This window comes from Brevundimonas naejangsanensis (assembly GCF_003627995.1).
Taxonomy (GTDB): domain Bacteria; phylum Pseudomonadota; class Alphaproteobacteria; order Caulobacterales; family Caulobacteraceae; genus Brevundimonas; species Brevundimonas naejangsanensis_B.
The window spans coordinates 2,944,811-2,965,604 of sequence record NZ_CP032707.1 but is presented as its reverse complement, the minus strand read 5'-3'; the positions used below and the strand labels follow the sequence as shown (position 1 = coordinate 2,965,604).

Below are 20,794 nucleotides of genomic sequence, written 5' to 3'. Positions count from 1 at the left end.
CCGGCGTCAGGCCTCGGCTGCGCTAGACTTTCCTCGTCCGATCATTGATTCGAAGTCGTATGACCATCCACACCCCGACGCCCGACGGCGGCCGCATCGTCGAAGAACCGATGGGCGAGGCGCTGTCGCGCCGCTATCTGGCCTACGCCCTGTCGACCATCACCAACCGCGCCCTGCCCGACGTGCGCGACGGCTTCAAGCCGGTGCACCGGCGCATCATGTACGCCATGCACCAGATGCGGCTGAACCCGCAGGCGGCGGCGCGCAAATGCGCCAAGGTCGTCGGCGAGGTCATGGGCGGCTATCACCCGCACGGCGACGCCTCCATCTATGAGGCGCTGGTGCGCCTGGCCCAGGACTTCGCCCAGCGCTATCCGCTGGTGGACGGGCAGGGGAACTTCGGCAACATCGACGGCGATAGCGCGGCGGCCATGCGCTACACCGAGTGCAAGCTGACGCCCGCCGCCGTCTTGCTGCTGGACGGCATCGATCAGGACGCCGTCGACTTCCGCCCCACCTATGACGATCAGGACGAGGAGCCTGTTGTTCTGCCGGCGGGCTTCCCCAACCTGCTGGCCAACGGCTCGTCGGGCATTGCGGTCGGCATGGCCACCTCGATCCCGCCGCACAACGTCGGCGAACTGATCGACGCCTGCCACCTGCTGCTGGAGCAGCCGGACGCCACGACCGAAGACCTGGTCAAGATCGTGCCGGGGCCGGACTTCCCGACCGGCGGCGTGTCGGTGGAAGGTCATGCCTCCATCCTGGACGCCTATGAGACGGGCCGGGGCGGGGTGCGCCTGCGCGCCGCCTGGGACACCGAGGACCTGGGCCGGGGCGTCTGGCGCATCGTCGTCACCGAAATCCCCTATCAGGTGCAGAAGTCCAAGCTGATCGAACAGCTGGCCGACCTCATCGAGAACAAGAAGGCGCCGCTGCTGGGCGACGTCCGCGACGAGTCGGCCGAGGACATCCGCCTGATCCTGGAACCCAAGTCCCGGACGGTAGAGCCTGAAGTGCTTATGGAAAGCCTGTTCAAGCTTTCCGACCTGGAGACGCGCTTCCCCATCAACATGAACGTGCTGGACGCCACCGGCACGCCGCGCGTCATGGGGCTGAAGGACTGCCTGCGGGCCTTCCTGGATCACCGCCGCGTGGTGCTGAACCGCCGCAGCCAGTGGCGCATCGCCCGCGTCGAGAAGCGCCTGCACCTGCTGGAAGGCCTGCGCATCGTCTTCCTGAACCTGGACGAGGTCATCCGCATCGTCCGCGAGGAAGAGCATCCCAAGGCCGAACTGATCGCCCGCTTCAACCTGACCGAGGTGCAGGCGGACTTCATCCTCGACACCCGCCTGCGCCAGCTGGCCCGTCTCGAAGAGATGACGATCGAGAAGGAATTCAAGGAGCTGTCGGAAGAACTTGCGGCGTTGCAAGCGCTGACGTCTTCCGAGGCCAAGCAGTGGAAGGCCATCGGCAAGGAGCTGGAGGCCGTGCGAAAGGCCCTGATCTCGCCGCGCCGCACGGTGATCGGCGAGGCGGTCGACGCCTCGGCCTTCGTGGCGCCGGAAGCCTTCATCCCGCGCGAGGCGATCACCGTCATCCTGTCGGATCGCGGCTGGATCCGCGCCGCCAAGGGCAAGGTCGACGATCCGTCCGAACTGAAGTTCAAGGAAGGCGACAAGCTGGGCTTCCTGGTGCCGGCCTATACGACGGACAAGCTGCTGGTCGGCGCCTCGGATGGACGCATCTTTACCATCGGCGCCGACAAGCTGGCCTCCGGGCGCGGCCATGGCGAGCCGCTGCGCTTGATGATCGACCTGGACGAGAAGGCCGACATTATCAATGTCGTGGCGCATGAGCCGGGCGCGAAGCTGCTGATCGCGTCGAAGGCGGGCTACGGCTTCGTGGCACCCGAGAACGACCTTCTGGCCCAGAAGCGCGGCGGCAAGCAGGTGCTGAACGGCGAGATGCTGGCCATGCTGCGCGTGCCCAGCCAGCCGCAGGGCGACCACGTCGCCGTCATCGGCGAGAACATCAAGGCGCTGATTTTCCCCCTGGCCGAACTGCCCGAAATGGGCCGCGGCAAGGGCGTGAAGCTGCAGAACTACAAGCAGGGCGGCCTGGTCGACGTGGCGGTGTTCAACGCCGAAGCGGGGCCGGAATGGGCCGACGGCGGCGGCCGCCGCCGCAACTGGCCCGACTGGAAGGACTGGCTGGGCAAGCGCGCCGGGGCAGGCCGCCAAGGGCCGCGCGGGATGAGGAAGTTCCGCTGATCGTCAGCTCCTCTCTACGGCGTGGGGAGGAGCGACGCTTCAGGTGGCGAAGAACGACACGTAGACGCTGAACAGGAAGGCGGCCAGGAAAGCCATGAAGGCGATCCCCGCAGCCACCGCTCCGATGCTCAGTACGACGGTGAGGGCTTGATCTCTGATCTTCATGCCATACACGTAGTACGCTGTTCTTTCACTGCGCAACCGGGTGCGTCGGTTGATCGCGCCTGTCGGGATTTTCATTAGGCGCGATGCAGGAGGGGCCGCATAATCGGGCCTGATCTTTCCAAGGAGGCCCCATGATCACCCTGATCGTCATCGGCGTCATCGTCGCCATTCTGCTGTTCGTCGTGGTCGGCGCCTACAATCGCCTGGTGGCGCTGGACCAGTCGGCGAACCAGTCGTTCGCCGACATCGACGTGCAGTTGAAGCAGCGTCAGGACCTGATCCCCAATCTGGTCGAGACGGTGAAGGGCTACGCCACGCACGAGCGCGGCACCCTGGACGCCGTGACCCAGGCGCGGGCCGCCGCCGCTGGGGCCACGACCGTCAACGACAAGGTGCAGGCCGAGAACATGCTGACCGGCGCCCTGGGCCGCCTGTTCGCCGTGTCGGAGGCCTATCCGGACCTGAAGGCCAACGCCAACTTCCAGCAGCTGCAGATGGACCTGTCGGACATCGAGAACAAGCTGGCCGCCGCGCGCCGCTTCTTCAACAATGCGGTCAGCGAGTTCAACGCCGTGCGCCGTCAGTTCCCGACCGTCCTGTTCGCCGGGATGTTCGGTTTCGGCTCGGACAAGCCCTTCTTCGACGTGGGCGAGAGCGAGCGCGCGGGCCTGAACGCGGCCCCGCCGACGGTGAAGTTCTAAGCCCCAATGGCGGTTTTCGGTCAGGCCGTCGGCCTCAAGACCCACATCTGGAAGAACAACACCCGGTCGGTGATCCTGCTGGCCGGGTTTCCGGTGCTGCTTGTCGGCCTGCTGTTCGGCAGCCAGGTGCTGATGATGGGCTTCGGTCTGCTGTCCAACTCGGGTGGCGACCTGGGCCAGGACCTGGCTCTGGCGGCCTCCATGCTGGGCTGGACCGTGCCGACGGCGCTGGTCGTGGCGGGCGTCTGGTTCGTCATCGCCTATTTCGGCAATCAGGTGATGATCGACGCCATGACCGGGGCCAGGAAGGTCGAGCGCCGGGTCGAGCCGGAGCTCTACAATCTGCTGGAAAACCTGGCGATCTCGCGGGGGCTGCGCACGCCGACGCTGCGCATCATCGAGAGCCCGTCGCTCAACGCCTATGCCTCCGGCCTGCATGAAGGGAACTACAGCGTCACCGTCACGCGCGGCCTGATGCAGACCCTGAGCCGCGACGAGATGGAATGCGTCCTGGCCCATGAGCTGACCCACGTCATCAACAAGGACGTGCGGACCATGGTGATCGCCTCGATCTTCGCGGGGATCATCAGCGTGGTGGCCGAACTGGTGTTCCGCAGCCTGTTCTATATGCGCGGCGGACGCAGCCGGGACAACAAGAACGCCATGCCCCTGATCCTGATCGGCCTGGCCGTCGGGGTGATCGGCTTCGGCCTGGCGACCATCATCCGCATGACCCTGTCGCGGACGCGGGAATATGTGGCGGACGCCGGGGCGGTGGAGCTGACCAAGAACCCGGACGCCATGATCTCGGCGCTACGCAAGGTATCGGGCCAGTCGAAGATCGAGGCGCCCGACGAACTGCGCGGCCTGTTCCTGGACAATACGGCGGACAAGGCGGACTTCGCCGGCCTGTTCGCGACCCATCCACCGATCGAGAAGCGGATCGCGGCGCTGGTGAAGTTCGCGGGCGGCCGGGACGGCGGGCCGTGGGGCCAGACCGGCACGGCCGTGCCGACGACCTAATCCCTTCTCCCCTTGTGGGAGAAGGTGGCCCGTCAGGGCCGGATGAGGGGTCTCTCAACGCTAGGAGCAGGTTGCGAGTTGAAGGTCCCGCAACCCCTCATCCGTCAGGCTTCGCCTGCCACCTTCTCCCACAAGGGGAGAAGGGCGTTAGAGGCGCTCCCAGCCCCAGGGGCGCAACGCCTCAAGCGGGCGGAACTCTGCCTTGTAGTCCATCTTGGGCGAGCCCTGGACCCAGTAGCCCAGATACACATACGGCAGGCCCGCCGTCTCGGCCTGGCGCAGATGGTCCAGGATGGCGAAGCGGCCCAGGCTGCGGCGCTCCAGATCCGGGTCGAAGAAGCTGTAGACCATCGACAGGCCGTCGTGCAGCAGGTCGGTCAGGCTGACGCCGACCAGGCGGCCGGGGCCGTCGTCTTGGCTGGTCAGGCGGTATTCGATCAGATGGGTGCGCACGGCCGTGTCCTCGACCATGGAGACATAGTCCAGCCAGCCCATGTCGCTCATGCCGCCGCCGGGGTGGCGGGCGGTCAGGTAGCGGCGCAGCAGGTCGAACTGCTCCATCGTCGCCTCGGCCTCGACCAGGTCGCGCGACAGGTCGGCGTTGCGGGCCAGGATACGGCGGCGCGAGCGCGAGGGCTGGAAATCCGCCACCGGAATGCGCACCGAGACGCAGGCGATGCAGGCCTCGCACGCCGGACGATAGGCGATGTTCTGGCTGCGACGGAAACCGGCCTGGGTCAGGGCGTCGTTGACGTCGGCCCCGTCGCTGAACGGCAGGTTGGCGAAGACCTTGCGCTCGAACTGACCCGGCAGATAGGGGCAGGGCGCGCTGGCCGTCATGAAGAAGCGAAGCTGGCGCGAGAAGAAGTGCTGGGTCACGGCGTCAGTTCCGTTTCCCGCTCTGGCGATAATGATCAGGCGCGCGGTGGCTCATGTCCTTGATTTGGCGCCCAAGGAGAGGATTTCGCAAGGTCGACCTAACGCCGAGGCGTCAAAGGCTGGTGTCGGTGGGCAGGACCGGGGCCTCGCGCAGCAGGACGATGGCGATGCGGCGGTTGCCCGCCAGCGAGGGGTCGTCGGGATAGAGGGGGTCGGACCCCGCCTTGCCCGCCACGGAATAGACCCGGTCGGCGTTCACGCCCGCGCCCTGCAGCGTCAGGCGCGAGGCGTCGGCGCGGGCCGAGGACAGGGGCCAGTCGCCGGGGCTGCTGGCGCGGCTGGAGCCGGCGACGGCGCTGGTGTGGCCGCTGATGGAGATGCGGTTGGGCAGGCGGTTGATCACCTTGGCCACGGCGCGCAGCAGCAGCTGGGCGCGGGCGTTCGGGCGCGAGGAGCCGTTCTCGAACATGGAGCGGCCTTCCTGGTCGACCAGCTGGATGCGCAGGCCCTCGGGCGTCTGGTCGATGATCAGCTGTTTCGACAGCTCGGCCAGTTCCGGCATGGACTGCATGGCCTGGCGCAGGCTTTCGGCGGCGCTGGCGAAGTCGGCGGCCTCGCGGCGGGCGATCTCGGCGCGCAGGGCGGCTTCGCTGGCAGCGGCCAGGTTGGAGTTCTGACCCGCGTCCTGCGGGGCGTCGGGGGCCTGGGGCGCCAGCTGTTCGATGACCGCGTTGGAGCCCGCGCCCTTGGCCCCTTCGGAATCGCCCAGCGATGTGCCGCCCAGGATGCCGCCCGACCCCGAGGTCGAGGCCGAGACGTTGGCCGGGGCGAAGTATTCGGCGATGCCGCGCTTCTGCTCCGGGTCGGTCGTGTTGATCAGCCACATCAGCAGGAAGAAGGCCATCATGGCCGTGACGAAATCGGCGTAGGCCACCTTCCAGGCACCGCCGTGGTGGCCGCCGCCGGAGACCTTCTTCACCTTCTTGATGAGGATCGGGCGATCGTTCAGCGCCATGGGCGGGGTCCGTCTTAACCGTATGCGTTCAGCCTGAATCCCATGCGGGCCTTAAGAAGCGGTTGCGAGGCGCCCTTGCCGCGCGGCCATGCACGGCCTAGCTGAGGGCCATGTCCGACGCGTCCGCTTCCCCCGCCGATTTCGACTCTCGCGCCTATCGCCGGGCGTTGGGCGGTTTCGCGACCGGCGTCTGCGTGGTCACGGCCCACACGGCCGAGGGGCCGCTGGGGATCACGGTGAACAGCTTCACCTCGGTGTCGCTGGATCCGCCGTTGGTGCTGTGGTGCCTGGACGTGAAGTCCGACCGCCACGACGCCTTCGCCGGCGCCGACTGCTTCGCCGTCCATATGCTGCCGGTCGAGGACCAGGCCATGTCCGACCGCTTCGCCTGGGGCGTGTGCCGCCTGTCGGACGACGAATTCGCGGTGGACGATCCCGCGCCGCCGCGCCTGCTGAACGCCGTGACCCGCCTGAGCTGCCGCACCCACGACCGCATCGTCATGGGCGACCACCTAGTCATCGTCGGCCAGGTCGAGGCGTTCGACACCCGGCCGGGGGACGCCTTGACCTATTTCCGCGGCCAGTACGGCAAGGCCGTCGATCCGACGGCGTGACGCTTCCTTCTCCCCTTGTGGGAGAAGGGTGGCTCGTCAGGGCCGGATGAGGGGTCTCTCAACGCTGGATGAAGGAGCGCGTTGAAGGTCCCGCAACCCCTCATCCGTCCGGCTTCGCCGTCCACCTTCTCCCACAAGGGGAGAAGGAAAGCGGTCAGCCCATCATCCGCGCGGCTTGCGGCGCGAAGTAGCTGATGACGCCCGAGGCCCCCGCGCGCTTGAAGGCGTGCAGGCTTTCCAGGATGGCGCGATCCGGGTCCAGCCAGCCGTTGGCGAAGGCGGCCTGCATCATCGCGTACTCGCCGGACACCTGATAGGCGAAGGTCGGCACCTTGAAGGTCTGCGAGACCAGGCGGACGATATCCAGGTAGGGCAGGCCCGGCTTGACGATCAGGGCGTCGGCGCCTTCCGACAGGTCCATCGCCACTTCGCGCAGGGCCTCTTCGGCGTTGGCGAAGTCCATCTGATAGGTCTTCTTGTCGCCGGTCAGCGACTTGGACGAGCCCACGGCGTCGCGATAGGGGCCGTAGAAGGCTGAGGCGTATTTGGCCGCGTAGCTGATGATCAGGGTGTCGCTGAGGCCGTTGGCCTCCAGCGCCTCGCGGATGGCCTGGACGCGGCCGTCCATCATGTCGGATGGGGCCACGGCGTCGGCGCCGGCGTGGGCATGGATGAAGGCCTGCTCGGCCAGCCGCTCCAAGGTCGGGTCGTTGACGATGCGACCGTTCTCCAGAACGCCGTCGTGGCCGTGGTCGGTGTAGCAGTCCAGCGCCACGTCGGTCATGACGCCGATCTCGGGCGCGGCGTCCTTGATGGCGCGGATGCAGTCGGGGATCAGGCCGTCCGGGTCGCTGGCGGCCGTGCCGACGGCGTCCTTGAGGCTGTCGTTCACGTTCGGGAACAGGGCGACCATCGGGATGCCCAGGTCGCGCGCCTCGACAGCGGCCTTGGCGGCCTCCTTGGGCGACAGGCGGAAGACGCCCGGCATGGAGGCGACGGGCTGACGGTCTTCAGGGCCGTCGTGGACGATCAGCGGCCAGATCAGGTCGGCCGGCGTCAAGGTCGTCTCGGCGACCAGACGGCGCACCCACGGCTGCGAACGCAGGCGACGCGGGCGGGCGTAGGGGAAGGCGGCGGGCTGGAAGGGCATGGTCATGAGCGCGGCTTAAAACAAAGCGGAGGGAGAGGCAAAATACGCCCCTCTCTTTCGTCATCCTCCGGCAAGCCGCGAAGCGGCGCGACCGGGGGACCCAGCGGCGCCGAAGGCGATCCTTGCTGCGAGCGACGCGCGTGGGCCTTTCGCCCTGACGGGCGCCGCGGGGTCCCCCGATCTCCGCTGCGCTCCGTCGGAGGATGACGAAAGAAGGGAAGGGTCGCGCGGGGTGACGCGCGCGCCGGCACCCGTTAGAAGCGCCGCGAACGCCCCGTCAGAGGGCAGACCAGACTCGGGAGCTTCCATGGACTTCGCCCTCAACGACGATCAACGCGCCATCCAGGACGCGGCCCGCGCCTTCGCCGACGCCGAACTGGCGCCGCACTCGGCCCGCTGGGACGAGGACAAGCATTTCCCGGTCGACGTGCTGAAGGCTGCCGCCGAGATGGGCTTCGCCGGCATCTATACGGGCGAGGAGCACGGCGGCATGGGCCTGGGCCGGGTCGAGGCGGCGCTGATCTTCGAGGAGCTGTCGCGCGGCGATGTGGCGACGGCGGCCTTCATCTCGATCCACAACATGGCGACATGGATGATCGACAGCTTCGGTTCGGCCGAACTGCGGGCGCGCTTCGTGCCGTCGCTGGTCGGGATGGAGAAGATCGCCAGCTACTGCCTGACCGAGCCGGGCTCGGGCTCGGACGCGGCGGCGCTGCGGACGACGGCGGTGCGCGATGGCGACCACTATGTGCTGAACGGATCCAAGGCCTTCATTTCGGGCGCGGGGACGTCCGACGTCTATGTCGTCATGGTTCGTACGGGCGGCGAGGGGCCGAAGGGCATCTCGACCCTCGTGGTTGAGGCGGGGACGCCGGGTCTGTCGTTCGGCGCCAATGAGAAGAAGATGGGCTGGAACGCCCAGCCGACCGCCGTGGTCAGCTTTGACGACTGTAGCGTGCCGGTCGCCAATCTGGTGGGCGAGGAAGGCGCGGGCTTCAAATACGCCATGGCCGGCCTGGACGGCGGGCGCCTTAACATCGCCGCCTGCTCGCTGGGCGGGGCGCGTCTGGCGCTGGAGACGGCTCAGGAATACGTCGCGGGCCGCAAGCAGTTCGGTCAGGCGATCGGCCAGTTCCAGAACACCCAGTTCGAGCTGGCGGACATGGCCACGGACCTTGAGGCCGCCCGCCTGATGGTGCTGCGCGGCGCCTGGGCCATCGACACGGGCCACCCGGAAAAGACCAAATGGTGCGCCATGGCCAAGCGCCTGACCACCGACGCCTGCTTCCAGATCGCCGATCAGGCGCTGCAGCTGCACGGCGGCTACGGCTACCTGAAGGACTATCCGCTGGAGCGGATCGTGCGCGACCTGCGGGTCCACCGCATCCTGGAAGGCACGAACGAGATCATGCGGGTGATCATCGCGCGGGAGCTGGCGAAATGAGCGAAGCCGAAGTCATCACCCGCATCGAAAACGGTGTCGGCCGCATCACCCTGAACCGGCCCAAGGCGATCCACGCCCTGAACCGTGCCATGTGCGAGGCGATGATCGAGGCCCTGCTGGCGTGGCGTGCGGATGATGAGGTTCAGTCGGTCCTCGTCGACCATGCGGGCGAGCGCGGTTTCTGCGCCGGGGGCGACATCCGCATGATCGCCGAGAGCGGGGCAGGGGACGCGTCCGAGGCCAAGGCCTTCTTCAAGGCCGAGTATCAGCTGAACCATCTGATGTTCGTCTATCCCAAGCCGATCACGGCGGTGGTGGACGGCATCGTCATGGGCGGCGGCGTGGGCATCAGCGAACCGGCCGATGTCCGCATCGCCACCGAGCGCACCACCTACGCCATGCCCGAGACCGGCATCGGCCTGTTCCCCGACGTGGGCGGCGGCTGGTTCCTGCCGCGCCTGCCGGGGCAGACGGGCGTGTGGCTGGCGCTGACGGGCGCGCGGTTGAAGGCGGCGGATACGGTGGCCCTGGGCATCCACACCCATTACGTGCCGAGCATCGACCTGGACGGGCTCAAGGCGGCGCTGCTGTCCAATCCGGCCAACCCGCTGGAAGAGGCTGACCGCTACGCCTGTCCGACCGACCCGGAAGAGGCGCCGCTGGACGCGCATCGCGAGGCCATCGACCGGCTGTTCGCCTTCGACACGGTCGAGGCGATCTTGGCCGCCCTCCAAGCCGACGGCTCGGACTGGGCGCTGAAGCAGCTCGACATCTTGAAGACCAAGTCGCCGCAGTCGCTGAAGGTATCGCTGCGCCAGATTCGCACCGGGGCGACGCTGAACGACTTCGCCGACAATATGGCGATGGAATACGCCCTGGGCGGCCGGATCGTGCAGACGCACGATTTCCAGGAGGGCGTGCGCGCCGTCATCATCGACAAGGACAATGCGCCGAAGTGGTCGCCGGCCGAACTTTCGACGGTTTCCGACGCCCAGATCGACGCCCTGTTCGCGCCCTTGCCCGAAAGCGAGGCATGGAAACCGCTGATCGGCTGAATTTCTGCAAGGTTTGTTGTTCCAGATCGCCGAAAAGCCTATCTTGGCGAAATGAGTAAGCGCTGGACCCCCGAATCCTGGAGAAACAAGCCCGTCCTGCATATGCCGACGGACTATCCGGACGCCGCCGAACTGGCGCGCGTCGAAGACGAGCTGCGCGCCATGCCGCCCCTCGTCTTTGCGGGCGAGGCGCGCAAGCTTACCAGCCATCTGGCCCAGGTCGAGGCGGGCGAGGCCTTCCTGCTGCAGGGCGGCGACTGCGCCGAGAGCTTCAAGGAGTTCTCGACCGACAACATCCGCGACACCTTCCGCCTGATCCTGCAGATGGCGGTGGTGCTGACCTTCGCCGGCCGCAAGCCGGTGGTGAAGGTCGGCCGCATCGCCGGCCAGTTCGCCAAGCCGCGCTCGTCGCCGGTCGAGGAGATCGGCGGGGTCGAGCTGCCGTCCTATCGCGGCGACATCATCAACGGCATGGGCTTCACCCCGGAAGAGCGCACGCCCGATCCGCAGCGGCTGATCCGCGCCTATAACCAGTCGGCGTCCACGCTGAACCTGCTGCGCGCCTTCGCGGGCGGGGGCTACGCCGACCTGTACAACATCCACCGCTGGACCCTGGGCTTCGCCGACCACGGCGCGGGCGCGGCCTATCGCGAGCTGGCCGACAAGATCACCGAGGCCCTGGCCTTCATGGAGGCGGTCGGCGTCACGCCCGAGACCCATCCCGACTTGTCGCGGGTCGAGGTCTTCACCAGCCACGAAGCCCTGCTGCTGAACGTCGAGAGCGCGCTGACGCGCCTGGACGGGGCGTCGGGCGAATGGTTCGATACCTCGGCCCACATGCTGTGGATCGGCGAGCGCACCCGCCAGCTGGACGGCGCCCACATCGAGTTCATGCGCGGCATCTCCAACCCCATCGGGGTGAAGTGCGGGCCTACCATGACGGCCGACGACCTGCTGCCGCTGATCGACGCCCTGAACCCGAACAATATCCCGGGCCGCTTGACCCTGATCGGCCGCTTCGGTCACGACAAGGTGGGCGACCGCCTGCCGGGCCTGATGCGGGCGGTGAAGGCGGCGGGCAAGCGCGTCATCTGGTCGATCGACCCGATGCACGGCAATACGCTGAAGGCCGCCAACGGCTACAAGACGCGGCCGTTCGACCGCGTCATGGGCGAGGTCCGCACCTTCATCGACGTGGCCGAGGCCGAGGGCGTCCACCCCGGCGGCGTCCACCTGGAGATGACCGGCCAGAACGTCACCGAATGCCTGGGCGGCGCCCAGGCGGTGACCGAGGATGACCTGTCCAGCCGCTATCACACCCATTGCGACCCGCGCCTGAACGCCGACCAGGCGCTGGAGCTGGCCTTCCTGGTGGCCGAGCGGCTCAAGGCCGGTCGTCTGGCGCGCGCCGAGGCCGCATGACCGCCGAGGCTGAAACGGGGCCCGGCTGCGTCGCTTATCAGGGCGCGCCGGGCGCCTTCAGCCACGAGGCCTGCCTCGACCTGCGTCCGTGGGACGAGGCGGTCGGCTATGAGACGTTCGAAGGGGCGATCAACGCCCTGCTGCGCGGCGATTGCCAGAGCGCCCTGATTCCGGTCGAGAACTCGACCGTGGGCGTGGTCGAGCCCGCCGCCACCCTGGTGCGCGAGGCCGGGCTGAGGGTGGTCAGCGAGGCCTGGCGGCCGATCCGCCTGGCCCTGCTGGGTCTGCCGGGCGCGCGGCTGACGGACGTCAAGACGGCGGAAAGCCACCCCGTGGCCCTGCAGCAATGCTCCATCGCCCTGGCCGAGATGAAGATCACTCCGGTCGAGGTGTTCGACACCGGGGGCGCCGCCGCCGCCGTGGCCGAGGCGGGCGACCTGACCCGCGCCGCCGTGGCGCCCGCCCGCGCGGCCGAGGTCTATGGGCTGACGGTTCTGCGCAACGATCTGCAGGATTGCAGCGATAACCGGACGCGTTTTGTCCTGCTGACGGCTCCCTAGGGTTGACCGCGCATAAAGTTTGCGTCTTTAAGGTCCCATCGGATCGTTCCTGATCCTTCCAACCGGGCCGGAGTCATGTCCTCGCTGCGCGCTGATCTCATCGTTGAAACCACCTCGCGCGCGGTGGCCGGCTTCTATTTTGGCTACGGCTATTACGGCTTTCGATACGCCGGCTGAGGCGTCGGGCTTCTAACCAACCCTGACTGTCTCGCTGGCGACCGCTTCTCCCCAAGCGGCCTCTCCGCGCGTCCCTGCCTGATTGTTCGGCGGGGCGCGGCCTCCCATCGAAATTCCCATGCCGAAAGCCATCTCCCATGTCGCAATCCGCCCTCCAGCAAGTCTGGCCCGCCGAAATCGTTGAACTGAGCCCCGAGCAGAAGGCGCTGGCCGCCCTGCGCGCCGAGATCGACAGCCTGGACGACCAGATCCTGGACTTGTTCGAGCGCCGCCTGGCCATCGCCGCCCAGGTGGGCCAGGCCAAGGACGCCCCGACCGGCCCCCACACCAAGCTGCGCCCCGACCGCGAACAGGCGGTGCAGGCCCGCGTCCTCAAGCAGTGCGACCCCGACAATCGCGAAGCCGTCGAGCACCTGTGGCGCGAGATCGTCGGCTGGGGTCTGGCCCGCCAGGGTCGCCTGCAGGTTCAGGTCTGGGCCCCCATCGACCCGGCCAAGGCCGTGGACGGCGCGCGCCTGCGCTTTGGCGCCGCCGCCGACATCAAGCTGGTCCTCGATCCGCAGGCCGCCCTGGCCCATGCGGCCGAGGGGCACGGCGTGGCCGTCCTGTCGATCAGCGGCGACGATCCCTGGTGGATCGGCCTGCGTCGCGAATGGTCCATGCTCAGCGTCTTCGACGGCTACGGCGGCGACACCCCGACCTCGCTGGCCGTGGGCAAGATCGACCCGCCGGCCCTGCCGAAAGGCCGCCGCGTGGTGGTCACGGCGGGCGGCGACGCCGGCGACGGCTCGGGCGCGCGCCGCTGGGGGCTGAACACCCACCACGGCTGGACCCTGGCCCTGACCGACGCCGACGTGGCGCCGGGCGACGTCGAAGGCTGCGTCGGCGCCGTCGGCTGATCGTCAGCGGCTATTGACGTTAACCTCGTCTCAAAGCGGGGCGGGCGAGGGTGCCTCATGGCTCAGCTCGCCCCGCATCGACCGCGCGTTCTCGTCGCCCTGGCGGCGGGGCTGGCGCTGGCCGGCTGCGGCGTGAACGAGCGCGATCCGCATCGCTTTGCGGCCCTGGCGGACTCGGTCGCCGCCATTCCCGTGTCCGCTGAGGCCGGCGAAGAGGCCGAGCCCGCGTCGACGGCCGAGGCTGCCCGAGCCTCTCCCAACGCCAAGGCCAAGGGCGCGCCCCTCAAGGTCGAATTGCTGACTCCGCACGAACTGTGGGACGCCCGCGACAGCGTGGCGGGCAAGGCCCGAATGGCCGCTGTCGCCCTGCCGTCCGGATTTCGCGATCCGGAGGCGCCGATCTCCGAGCGGCCGTCCGCTGTGGAGCCGGAAGCGCGGCGGGTCGCCCCGCCGTCCGCCGCCGGAACCCGTTCGGTCCAACTCGGCGCCTTCTCCAGCGAGGAGGGCGCCCGCGCCGCCTGGGCGCGGCTGAACCGCGGGCCGGACGCCGCCGTCCTGGCTGGTCTGCAGCCTGTCTATGAAGGCGTCGATGTCGGGGGCCGCCGCCTGGTCCGGCTCAAGGTCGCCGCCGCGCCGGAGCGGGCCCAGGCCCTGTGCCGCGCCGTGGCGGCTTCCGATCCCTGGTGCGCCCGCGCCGCCGAGGCGCGCCCGTCCACAGGCGCGGCTTAAGGTTTCGTTGACGACTGGCCCTCGGGGCACGATCTTCCCGGCCACGGGCGGGCGGCCGACGCAGTTGAGTCGCGCCTGCCGATCACATCGGGATTTTACATGGCGCAGCCTCAGGTCATCGTCATCGGCAATGAAAAGGGCGGGGCGGGCAAGTCCACCCTGGCCATCCACATCGTCACCGGCCTGCTGCACGCGGGCCGCAAGGTCGCCGTCATCGACCTGGACCTGCGCCAGCGCTCCCTGGAGCGGTTCTTCGCCAACCGCGCCGCCTGGCTGAAGGCCAACGGCCATGAGCTGCCCCAGCCGATCGTGCCCGACATGGGCGACGGCAAGGCCCTGCATAAGGCCGACGAGGCCGAGCAGCTGGCCTGGTTCGAGGCGGCCTATGCCGAGGCCAAGGCCTCGGCCGACGTCATCCTGATCGACACGCCGGGCGGCGACACCGTCCTGTCGCGGGCCGCGCACAGCCGCGCCGACCAGATCGTGACGCCGATGAACGACAGCTTCGTCGACTTCGACTTGCTGGGTCAGGTGGATCCGGTGACGCTGGAGTTGCTCAAGCCCTCCATCTATTCCGAGAGCGTGTGGGAGGCGCGCAAGCATCGCGCCATCACCGAGGGCCGCCAGGTCACGATCGACTGGATCGTCGTCACCAACCGCCTGGCCGTGGCCGAGGCCCGCAACCGTCGCCGTCTGGAAGAACGCATGGCCAAGTTGGCCAAGCGGGTCGGATTCCGCGTCGGGCCGGGCCTGCGCGACCGGGTCATCTATCGCGAGCTCTTCCCCTTCGGCCTGACGGTGGCGGACCTGTCGAACGACATCCGGCCGGTGTCGGTGTCGCTGGCCCACGTCGCGGCGCGCCAGGAACTGCGCAATCTGATGCAGGCCCTGGGCCTGGACGACGCGCTCGCTCCGCTGGACGCGGCGGCCTGATCGGCGGATGGGCTTGATCTGGCTGGGCCTGGCCGCCGTGGCCCTGTGGGCCCTGGTGCGGCTGGGGCGGCAGACCGAACGCGCTCGGCGCGGCCATTGGCGCATTTCCGCGACGATCCTGAGCGCCGCCTGCCTGGGCGGGGCGGTGCTGGCCGCGTCGCGCGGAGCCTGGCTGGCCGCGGCAGGGCTGGGGGCGGCGGGCGTCTGGCTGGCGGTGCAGTCGCGCATCCGGCCCACCGCGCCGAAGCCGCAAAACGCTGAACCCATGAGCGAGGCCGAGGCGCGGGCGATCCTGGGCGTTTCGGCGGATGCGGACGCGCAGACGATTCACGCCGCCTGGCGTCGCTTGATGGCGCGCGCCCATCCGGACCAGGGCGGCACCGAGGGCCTGGCCGCACGGGTAAACGCCGCCCGGGATCGGCTGCTGAAGGGGTAGGGGCTCGCTCGAACTTCTCCCTCCCCGTCCCGGGGAGGGTGGTTGAGCCCGTCAGGGCGAAACCGGGTGGGGGCGGCAAGGCTGTTCAAGCGCGCGCCCCAATCACCTAGCCCTCCCCACCCGGTCTCCGCTTCGCTCCGACCACCCTCCCCGGGACGGGGAGGGAGAGGGTGTGCGCTATCCTGCGCGCTAAAATGCTAGGTATTTTAATACCTCATATAAAATACTCAGCAAAATCAACGCTATACATCAAAATCCCCGTCGCGACCGTCATTGACCTTCGTCGCGCGACCCTCTATCACCCCGGCCTCCGCTCGATCCATCTGGTTCGGGCCGCGTTTTTCGTCTCCAGGACCCTCATCATGCTGAAGAGCACCACGGCTTCGCTGAAGCCGGCCGAGGTCGAGAAGAAGTGGATCCACATCGACGCCGAAGGCGTCGTGGTGGGCCGCCTCGCGACCTTCATCGCCAACCGCCTGCGCGGCAAGCACCTGCCGACCTACACCCCGCACGTTGATTGCGGCGACTACGTCGTCGTCACCAACGTCGACAAGGTGGTGTTCACCGGCAAGAAGAACACCGACAAGGTCTACTACCGCCACACCGGTCACCCGGGCGGCATCAAGCAGACGACCCCGGAGAAGGTTCTGGGCGGTCGTTTCCCCGAGCGCGTGCTCGAGAAGGCCGTTGAGCGCATGCTGCCCAAGGAGTCGCCGCTGGCTCGCAAGCAGATGACCCACCTGCGCCTGTTCGCCGGCGCGGCTCACGAACACGAAGCCCAACAGCCCGTGACCATCGACTTCAAGTCGATGTCGTCCAAGAACACCCGGAGCGCCTGAGCATGACCGACGTGACTCAAGACACCGCCGCCGGCTTTGACGCCCTGAAGGGCCTGGGCACCGCTGCTGCCGAGGAAATCGTCCGCGAGCCGAAGATCGACGCCCTGGGCCGTTCGTACTCGACCGGCAAGCGCAAGAACGCTATCGCCCGCGTGTGGGTGAAGCGCGGCACCGGTAAGATCACCGTCAACGGCAAGGACGTGGCCGCCTATTTCGCCCGTCCCGTGCTGCAGATGATGGTCGCCCAGCCGCTGACCGTCTCGGACCGCGCCACGCAATACGACGTGATCTGCACCGTCGAAGGTTCGGGCCTGTCGGGCCAGGCCGGCGCCATCCGTCACGGCCTGTCGCACGCCCTGACCCACTACGAGCCGGAACTGCGCAAGGTCCTGAAGCCGCACGGCTTCCTGACCCGTGACAGCCGCGTCGTCGAGCGTAAGAAGTACGGCCGCGCCAAGGCTCGCCGCAGCTTCCAGTTCTCGAAGCGCTAAGTCGCGACCGCGACTGGGAATACAAAGGGCGCTTCGGGGAAACCCGAGGCGCCTTTTTCCTTTTCTCCTTCTCCCCTTGTGGGAGAAGGTGGCGGCCGAAGGCCGACGGATGAGGGGTTGCGCTCCTGTCGCCCCGTCATCTCGTCGCCCGATTTCTGGGGTTCGTCAGACCCCTCATCCGGCCCTGACGGGCCACCTTCTCCCACAAGGGGAGAAGGGCAGGAGATGCGCATGACCCACACCATCTTCATCGACGGCGAGGCCGGGACCACGGGGCTGGAGATCCGCGAACGTCTGGAGGCGCGCGGCGATCTGGAGTTGATGCTGCTGGGCGACCGTCGTCGCGACGTCGAGGCGCGGCGCGAGGCGCTGAACAGCGCCGATGCGGTCATCCTGTGCCTGCCGGACGATGCGGCCATTGAAGCCGTGTCGATGATCGAGAACCCCAAGGTGCGGGTCATCGACGCCTCGACCGCCTACCGCGTGGCGGATGGCTGGACCTATGGCTTTGCGGAGATGGATGCGGCCCAGCGCGCGGCCATCGCCGCCTCGACGCGGGTGTCGAACCCCGGCTGCTATCCGACCGGCTTCATCGGCCTGATGCGGCCGCTGGTGAAGGCGGGGCTAGTCCCGGCGGACTGGCCGGTCACGATCAATGCGGTCTCGGGCTATTCCGGCGGCGGCAAGGCCATGATCGCGGAGTTCGAGGCCGAGGGCGCCTCCACCGCCTTCCGCGCCTATGGGCTGACGCTGAAGCACAAGCATGTGCCGGAGATGACGAAGCACGCGGGGCTGTCGCGCCCTGTGCTCTTCTCGCCCGCCGTCGGGAACTATCGCCAGGGGATGCTGGTCGAGGTTCCGCTGCACCTGTCGGCCCTGCCGGAGACGCCCTCGGTCGAGCGGCTGCACGGCGCCCTGGTCGAGGCCTATGACGGCCAGCGCTTCGTCGAGGTCGCCGACCTCGAGGAGACGGAGGCCATGACGGGCATCGAGCCCGAAGGCCTGAAAGGCACCAACCGCATGCGCCTGCACGTCTTCGGCGACCGGGGAGGGGAGCAGGCGCGCCTGGTCGCCTTGCTGGACAACCTGGGCAAGGGCGCTTCCGGCGCGGCGGTGCAGAACCTCAACATCATGCTGGGCCTGGATGAGGCGACCGGCCTGATCTGACGCTTTCAAGCTGAAACCAAAGGCGTCCGCCCGTGATTACAGGGCATGGACGCTTTTCTGGAGCGGCGGACGGTGCTTCTGGGCGGGACGGCCCTGGTCCTGTCGGGCTGCGCGCCCGAGGCGGCGGACGCCACGGCGGACGCATGGGCGGGCTCGCCCTTCCGTCGGATCAGCGATGCCGAGTGGCGGCGACGACTGGGCGACGCCTCATGGAACGTGCTGCGTCATCAGGGGACCGAGCGGGCATTCAGCAGCCCCCTGAACGACGAACATCGGCGCGGCGTCTTCGTCTGCAGGGGCTGCGCCCTGCCGCTGTTCCAGTCGGCGTGGAAGTACGACAGCGGCACCGGATGGCCTAGCTTCTTCCGCGCGACCGAGGCCAATATCGGGACCAGGATCGACCGCCTGATCGGCGTCGCCCGCACTGAATACCACTGCGCCCGCTGCCTGGGGCATCAGGGGCATCTGTTCATGGACGGGCCGCCGCCGACCGGGCGGCGCTACTGCAACAACGGTCTGGCGCTGAGCTTTCAGCCCGCCTGACGCGCCTTGATGGCCGATTCCACCGTGCCGCCGAAAAAGACGGCCGCGATGATGACCAGCAGGCCGTAGTCGTGGCCGGGGAAGATCACCGGCACGCCCGCCGCCAGGATGATCAGGGCCGGAAACAGGCTGGCCCAGACGGCGGTCGAGGCGGCCTCGGGATGGATCATCGGCGGGCGGCGCGTGCCCATGCGCTTGGCCATCAGGGCGTTCAGCGGCACGAAAGCCGCCGGGACCAGGACGGCGATGATCACATACTTCAGCAACTGGCCCGGCGCGCCGAACAGGCTGGCCGTGGCGATCAGCAGGGCCAGGGGGATGGCCGTGGTGACGGCCAGCAGCAGATTGGGTTCGATACGCTTCAAGACTTCACTTTCACATAGGCGCCGGGCGCCGGTTCGATGGGCGTCAGCGGCCCGGCCCCGGGGTCGCGGGCCGGAACCTGCGCGCCGGATTTGGGATGCAGCCAGGCGGCCCAGTGGCTCCACCAGCTGCCCGGATGCGCTTCGGCCCCCGCTTGCCATTCCTCCAGCGTTTCGGGAAGGGCGTCGTTGGACCAGTATTGATACTTGTTCGCCGCCGGCGGGTTGATGACCCCGGCGATATGACCCGATCCGGCCAGGGTGTAGGTCACCGGCCCGCCGAACAGCCGGGCCGAGCGATAGACCGAGTTCATCGGCGCGATGTGGTCCTCGCGGCTGGCCTGGAAGTAGAGCGGGATGCGGACGTTCGACAGCGCCAGCCGTTCGCCGCCGACCTCCAACTCGCCCTTGGCCAGGGCGTTCTGGCCGTACATCAGGCGCAGATACTGCAGGTGCAGCCGCTTGGGCATACGCGTCTGGTCCGCGTTCCAGGCTAGCAGGTCGAAGGCGGGCGGATCCTTGCCCATCAGGTAGTTGGAGACGAAGAAGGACCAGATCAGGTCGTTGGCGCGCAAGGCGTTGAAGGTGTCGGCCATGGCCGTGCCCGGCAGGACGCCGCCCGCCTCGTCCATGCGGCGCTCGATCTCGGCCAGCCAGTGCTCGTCGGTGAACAGCAGCAGGTCGCCCGCTTCGGCGAAGTCGTGCTGGGCGGCGAAGAAGGTGGCCGAGGCCACGCGCTGATCCCCGTGCGCCGCCATATGGGCCAGGGTCGCGCCCAGCATGGTGCCGCCGATGCAGTAGCCGACGGCGTTCAGCTGCTTCTGGCCGGTCTGCTCCAGCGTCTTCTCGACGGCGCGATAGACGCCCTTGTTCATATAGTCATCGAGGCCGAACTCGGCCTTGTCCCGGTCCGGGTTGACCCAGGAGCAGACGAAAACGGTGAACCCCTGCGCGCTCAGCCAGCGGATCAGGGAGTTTGCCGGCTGCAGGTCCAGGATGTAGAATTTGTTGATCCACGGCGGGAAGATCAGCAGCGGGATCGCGTGTTGGGTCTCGGTCGCGGCGTCGTACTGGATCAGTTCGAACAGTTCGTCGCGCCAGACGACCTGGCCGGGCGCCGTGGCGACGTTTTCGCCCAGGACGAAGCGGCCGTGGTCGGCCTGGCTGATCTTCAGCTTGCCCGCGCCGCGCTCCAGGTCGGCGGCGAAATTCTGCATTCCGCGCACCAGGGATTCGCCGCTGGTCTCGGCCAGGGCCTTCAGCGCCACGGGGTTGGAGGCGAGAAAGTTGGCGGGCGAGAAGGCGTCGGTCAGCAGGCGGGTGAAGAACTCGGCCCGGCGCTTCACGCGCGGGTCGACGTCCTCGACGCCGGAGACCAGGCTGTTCATCCAGTCCGAGGTGGCCAGGTAGGACTGGCGCATCATGTCGAACATGGGGTTCTCGGACCAGGCGGGGTCGCGGAACCGCTTGTCCGTCGCCGGCGCGCTCTCGACCGTCTCGCCCATGGCGCGGCGGGTCGCCGTTGACCACAGCTCCATGTAGCGGCCGAACAGGTCGGCCTGGGCCTGGAACAGTTTCTCGGGCCGGGCGGCCAGGCTGGACATGACCGCGTTCATGGCCGGGGCGACGTTGAACGGGTCGGGCGACAGGGCGGCGGGACGGTCGGCCTGCGACAGAGCCGCCTCGGCCACCGCCGTTTGGGCCATCATGGCCGCCTTGGCCAGGTTGAGGGACAGGGTCTCCAACTGCTGACGCTGTTCCGCGCCGAAGGCCATGAAGTCGGGCGTGGGCGAGGGGGGCGCATCGGCTGGGGCAGCCTTCTGCGCGCGCGGCTTGGCCGAGGTCGGGCGTCCGGCCTTGTCCGGCGCGGCCGCCGGCGCGTCCTGCGGCGGAGCCTTGGTCGGGCGCTTGGCCATG

The 20,794-nt window shown here is 68.2% G+C and carries 22 protein-coding genes; 16 read left to right on the top strand and 6 right to left on the bottom strand.

What is annotated here, in order from left to right; translation table 11 throughout:
- The first annotated feature begins 59 nt into the window (after positions 1-59).
- Positions 60-2,273, top strand: a complete 2,214-nt coding sequence (gene parC, locus D8I30_RS14080; protein WP_121483285.1) for a DNA topoisomerase IV subunit A — start codon at positions 60-62, stop codon at positions 2,271-2,273.
- Positions 2,274-2,312: 39 nt separating this feature from the next.
- Here the strand turns inward: parC and D8I30_RS14525 are convergent, their stop codons facing one another.
- Positions 2,313-2,513: a hypothetical protein gene (locus D8I30_RS14525; protein ID WP_162938908.1), complete on the bottom strand. Its 201-nt coding sequence runs from the start codon at positions 2,511-2,513 to the stop codon at positions 2,313-2,315.
- A gap of 56 nt (positions 2,514-2,569) precedes the next feature.
- Here D8I30_RS14525 and D8I30_RS14075 point away from each other — a divergent pair, with 56 nt between their 5' ends.
- A complete protein-coding gene (locus tag D8I30_RS14075) occupies positions 2,570-3,139 on the top strand; it encodes a LemA family protein (RefSeq protein WP_121483284.1) in 570 nt (189 codons plus the stop codon).
- Positions 3,140-3,145: 6 nt separating this feature from the next.
- On the top strand, positions 3,146-4,162 hold the full coding sequence (locus D8I30_RS14070; RefSeq protein ID WP_121483283.1) for a M48 family metallopeptidase: 1,017 nt from the start codon (positions 3,146-3,148) through the stop codon (positions 4,160-4,162).
- Between the two features lie 147 nt (positions 4,163-4,309).
- Here D8I30_RS14070 and D8I30_RS14065 read toward each other — a convergent pair whose 3' ends face one another.
- On the bottom strand, positions 4,310-5,041 hold the full coding sequence (locus tag D8I30_RS14065; protein WP_121483282.1) for an arginyltransferase: 732 nt from the start codon (positions 5,039-5,041) through the stop codon (positions 4,310-4,312).
- 112 nt (positions 5,042-5,153) lie between these two features.
- Positions 5,154-6,056, bottom strand: a complete 903-nt coding sequence (locus D8I30_RS14060; RefSeq protein ID WP_121483281.1) for a flagellar motor protein MotB — start codon at positions 6,054-6,056, stop codon at positions 5,154-5,156.
- Positions 6,057-6,166: 110 nt separating this feature from the next.
- Between D8I30_RS14060 and D8I30_RS14055 the strand changes: the two genes are divergently transcribed.
- Positions 6,167-6,670: a flavin reductase family protein gene (locus D8I30_RS14055; RefSeq protein ID WP_121483280.1), complete on the top strand. Its 504-nt coding sequence runs from the start codon at positions 6,167-6,169 to the stop codon at positions 6,668-6,670.
- Positions 6,671-6,824: 154 nt separating this feature from the next.
- Here D8I30_RS14055 and hemB read toward each other — a convergent pair whose 3' ends face one another.
- Positions 6,825-7,826: a porphobilinogen synthase gene (gene hemB / locus D8I30_RS14050; RefSeq protein ID WP_121483279.1), complete on the bottom strand. Its 1,002-nt coding sequence runs from the start codon at positions 7,824-7,826 to the stop codon at positions 6,825-6,827.
- Positions 7,827-8,127: 301 nt separating this feature from the next.
- On the opposite strand from hemB, the gene D8I30_RS14045 reads away from it, so the two are divergent.
- From D8I30_RS14045 to msrB, 12 genes are all read left to right on the top strand, one after another.
- Positions 8,128-9,264, top strand: a complete 1,137-nt coding sequence (locus tag D8I30_RS14045) for an isobutyryl-CoA dehydrogenase (RefSeq protein ID WP_121483278.1) — start codon at positions 8,128-8,130, stop codon at positions 9,262-9,264.
- A complete protein-coding gene (locus D8I30_RS14040; protein WP_121483277.1) occupies positions 9,261-10,319 on the top strand; it encodes an enoyl-CoA hydratase/isomerase family protein in 1,059 nt (352 codons plus the stop codon). Before D8I30_RS14045 ends, D8I30_RS14040 begins: the two co-directional genes overlap by 4 nt.
- Before the next feature lie 51 nt (positions 10,320-10,370).
- Complete coding sequence (locus tag D8I30_RS14035) at positions 10,371-11,741, top strand: class II 3-deoxy-7-phosphoheptulonate synthase (protein ID WP_121483276.1); 1,371 nt, start codon at positions 10,371-10,373, stop codon at positions 11,739-11,741.
- A complete protein-coding gene (locus D8I30_RS14030) occupies positions 11,738-12,301 on the top strand; it encodes a prephenate dehydratase domain-containing protein (RefSeq protein ID WP_121483275.1) in 564 nt (187 codons plus the stop codon). The genes D8I30_RS14035 and D8I30_RS14030 overlap by 4 nt, the downstream gene beginning before the upstream one ends.
- A gap of 314 nt (positions 12,302-12,615) precedes the next feature.
- The gene (locus D8I30_RS14025) at positions 12,616-13,377 is read left to right on the top strand and encodes a chorismate mutase (protein WP_121483274.1); all 762 of its coding nucleotides are present in this window, start codon (positions 12,616-12,618) and stop codon (positions 13,375-13,377) included.
- Between the two features lie 57 nt (positions 13,378-13,434).
- A complete protein-coding gene (locus tag D8I30_RS14020) occupies positions 13,435-14,106 on the top strand; it encodes an SPOR domain-containing protein (protein ID WP_121483273.1) in 672 nt (223 codons plus the stop codon).
- Between the two features lie 99 nt (positions 14,107-14,205).
- Complete coding sequence (locus D8I30_RS14015) at positions 14,206-15,039, top strand: division plane positioning ATPase MipZ (RefSeq protein ID WP_121483272.1); 834 nt, start codon at positions 14,206-14,208, stop codon at positions 15,037-15,039.
- Positions 15,040-15,046: 7 nt separating this feature from the next.
- Positions 15,047-15,475, top strand: a complete 429-nt coding sequence (locus D8I30_RS14010) for a molecular chaperone DnaJ (RefSeq protein ID WP_121483271.1) — start codon at positions 15,047-15,049, stop codon at positions 15,473-15,475.
- Positions 15,476-15,840: 365 nt separating this feature from the next.
- Positions 15,841-16,314 (top strand): 50S ribosomal protein L13, encoded by a 474-nt coding sequence (gene rplM / locus D8I30_RS14005; protein ID WP_205570784.1) that lies wholly within the window; start codon positions 15,841-15,843, stop codon positions 16,312-16,314.
- 2 nt (positions 16,315-16,316) lie between these two features.
- Positions 16,317-16,805 carry a 30S ribosomal protein S9 gene (rpsI, locus tag D8I30_RS14000; RefSeq protein ID WP_003165345.1) on the top strand — a complete coding sequence of 163 codons (489 nt, stop codon included), beginning with the start codon at positions 16,317-16,319 and terminating at the stop codon, positions 16,803-16,805.
- Between the two features lie 231 nt (positions 16,806-17,036).
- Positions 17,037-17,972, top strand: a complete 936-nt coding sequence (gene argC / locus D8I30_RS13995) for an N-acetyl-gamma-glutamyl-phosphate reductase (RefSeq protein WP_121483553.1) — start codon at positions 17,037-17,039, stop codon at positions 17,970-17,972.
- Between the two features lie 45 nt (positions 17,973-18,017).
- Positions 18,018-18,515, top strand: a complete 498-nt coding sequence (gene msrB / locus D8I30_RS13990) for a peptide-methionine (R)-S-oxide reductase MsrB (RefSeq protein ID WP_121483269.1) — start codon at positions 18,018-18,020, stop codon at positions 18,513-18,515.
- Here the strand turns inward: msrB and D8I30_RS13985 are convergent.
- Together D8I30_RS13985 and phaC are read right to left on the bottom strand one after the other, a co-directional pair.
- Positions 18,503-18,880 (bottom strand): hypothetical protein, encoded by a 378-nt coding sequence (locus D8I30_RS13985; protein ID WP_121483268.1) that lies wholly within the window; start codon positions 18,878-18,880, stop codon positions 18,503-18,505. The two genes, msrB and D8I30_RS13985, sit on opposite strands and share 13 nt — an antisense overlap.
- On the bottom strand, positions 18,877-20,793 hold the full coding sequence (phaC, locus tag D8I30_RS13980; RefSeq protein WP_121483267.1) for a class I poly(R)-hydroxyalkanoic acid synthase: 1,917 nt from the start codon (positions 20,791-20,793) through the stop codon (positions 18,877-18,879). Before phaC ends, D8I30_RS13985 begins: the two co-directional genes overlap by 4 nt.
- Between the last annotated feature and the right edge of the window lies 1 nt (position 20,794).

What these genes read in the sequence shown, in the direction of transcription:
- argC (WP_121483553.1), top strand. Translation starts at nt 17,037, where the DNA reads ATGACCCACACCATCTTCATCGACGGCGAGGCCGGGACCACGGGGCTG.
- D8I30_RS14075 (WP_121483284.1), top strand. Translation starts at nt 2,570, where the DNA reads ATGATCACCCTGATCGTCATCGGCGTCATCGTCGCCATTCTGCTGTTC.
- D8I30_RS14525 (WP_162938908.1), bottom strand. Translation starts at nt 2,513, where the DNA reads ATGAAAATCCCGACAGGCGCGATCAACCGACGCACCCGGTTGCGCAGT.
- D8I30_RS14025 (WP_121483274.1), top strand. Translation starts at nt 12,616, where the DNA reads ATGTCGCAATCCGCCCTCCAGCAAGTCTGGCCCGCCGAAATCGTTGAA.
- D8I30_RS14015 (WP_121483272.1), top strand. Translation starts at nt 14,206, where the DNA reads ATGGCGCAGCCTCAGGTCATCGTCATCGGCAATGAAAAGGGCGGGGCG.
- D8I30_RS14040 (WP_121483277.1), top strand. Translation starts at nt 9,261, where the DNA reads ATGAGCGAAGCCGAAGTCATCACCCGCATCGAAAACGGTGTCGGCCGC.
- hemB (WP_121483279.1), bottom strand. Translation starts at nt 7,826, where the DNA reads ATGACCATGCCCTTCCAGCCCGCCGCCTTCCCCTACGCCCGCCCGCGT.
- phaC (WP_121483267.1), bottom strand. Translation starts at nt 20,793, where the DNA reads ATGGCCAAGCGCCCGACCAAGGCTCCGCCGCAGGACGCGCCGGCGGCC.
- D8I30_RS14020 (WP_121483273.1), top strand. Translation starts at nt 13,435, where the DNA reads ATGGCTCAGCTCGCCCCGCATCGACCGCGCGTTCTCGTCGCCCTGGCG.
- parC (WP_121483285.1), top strand. Translation starts at nt 60, where the DNA reads ATGACCATCCACACCCCGACGCCCGACGGCGGCCGCATCGTCGAAGAA.
- D8I30_RS14010 (WP_121483271.1), top strand. Translation starts at nt 15,047, where the DNA reads ATGGGCTTGATCTGGCTGGGCCTGGCCGCCGTGGCCCTGTGGGCCCTG.
- D8I30_RS14055 (WP_121483280.1), top strand. Translation starts at nt 6,167, where the DNA reads ATGTCCGACGCGTCCGCTTCCCCCGCCGATTTCGACTCTCGCGCCTAT.
- D8I30_RS14070 (WP_121483283.1), top strand. Translation starts at nt 3,146, where the DNA reads ATGGCGGTTTTCGGTCAGGCCGTCGGCCTCAAGACCCACATCTGGAAG.
- D8I30_RS14045 (WP_121483278.1), top strand. Translation starts at nt 8,128, where the DNA reads ATGGACTTCGCCCTCAACGACGATCAACGCGCCATCCAGGACGCGGCC.
- D8I30_RS14030 (WP_121483275.1), top strand. Translation starts at nt 11,738, where the DNA reads ATGACCGCCGAGGCTGAAACGGGGCCCGGCTGCGTCGCTTATCAGGGC.
- msrB (WP_121483269.1), top strand. Translation starts at nt 18,018, where the DNA reads ATGGACGCTTTTCTGGAGCGGCGGACGGTGCTTCTGGGCGGGACGGCC.
- rpsI (WP_003165345.1), top strand. Translation starts at nt 16,317, where the DNA reads ATGACCGACGTGACTCAAGACACCGCCGCCGGCTTTGACGCCCTGAAG.
- D8I30_RS14060 (WP_121483281.1), bottom strand. Translation starts at nt 6,056, where the DNA reads ATGGCGCTGAACGATCGCCCGATCCTCATCAAGAAGGTGAAGAAGGTC.
- D8I30_RS14035 (WP_121483276.1), top strand. Translation starts at nt 10,371, where the DNA reads ATGAGTAAGCGCTGGACCCCCGAATCCTGGAGAAACAAGCCCGTCCTG.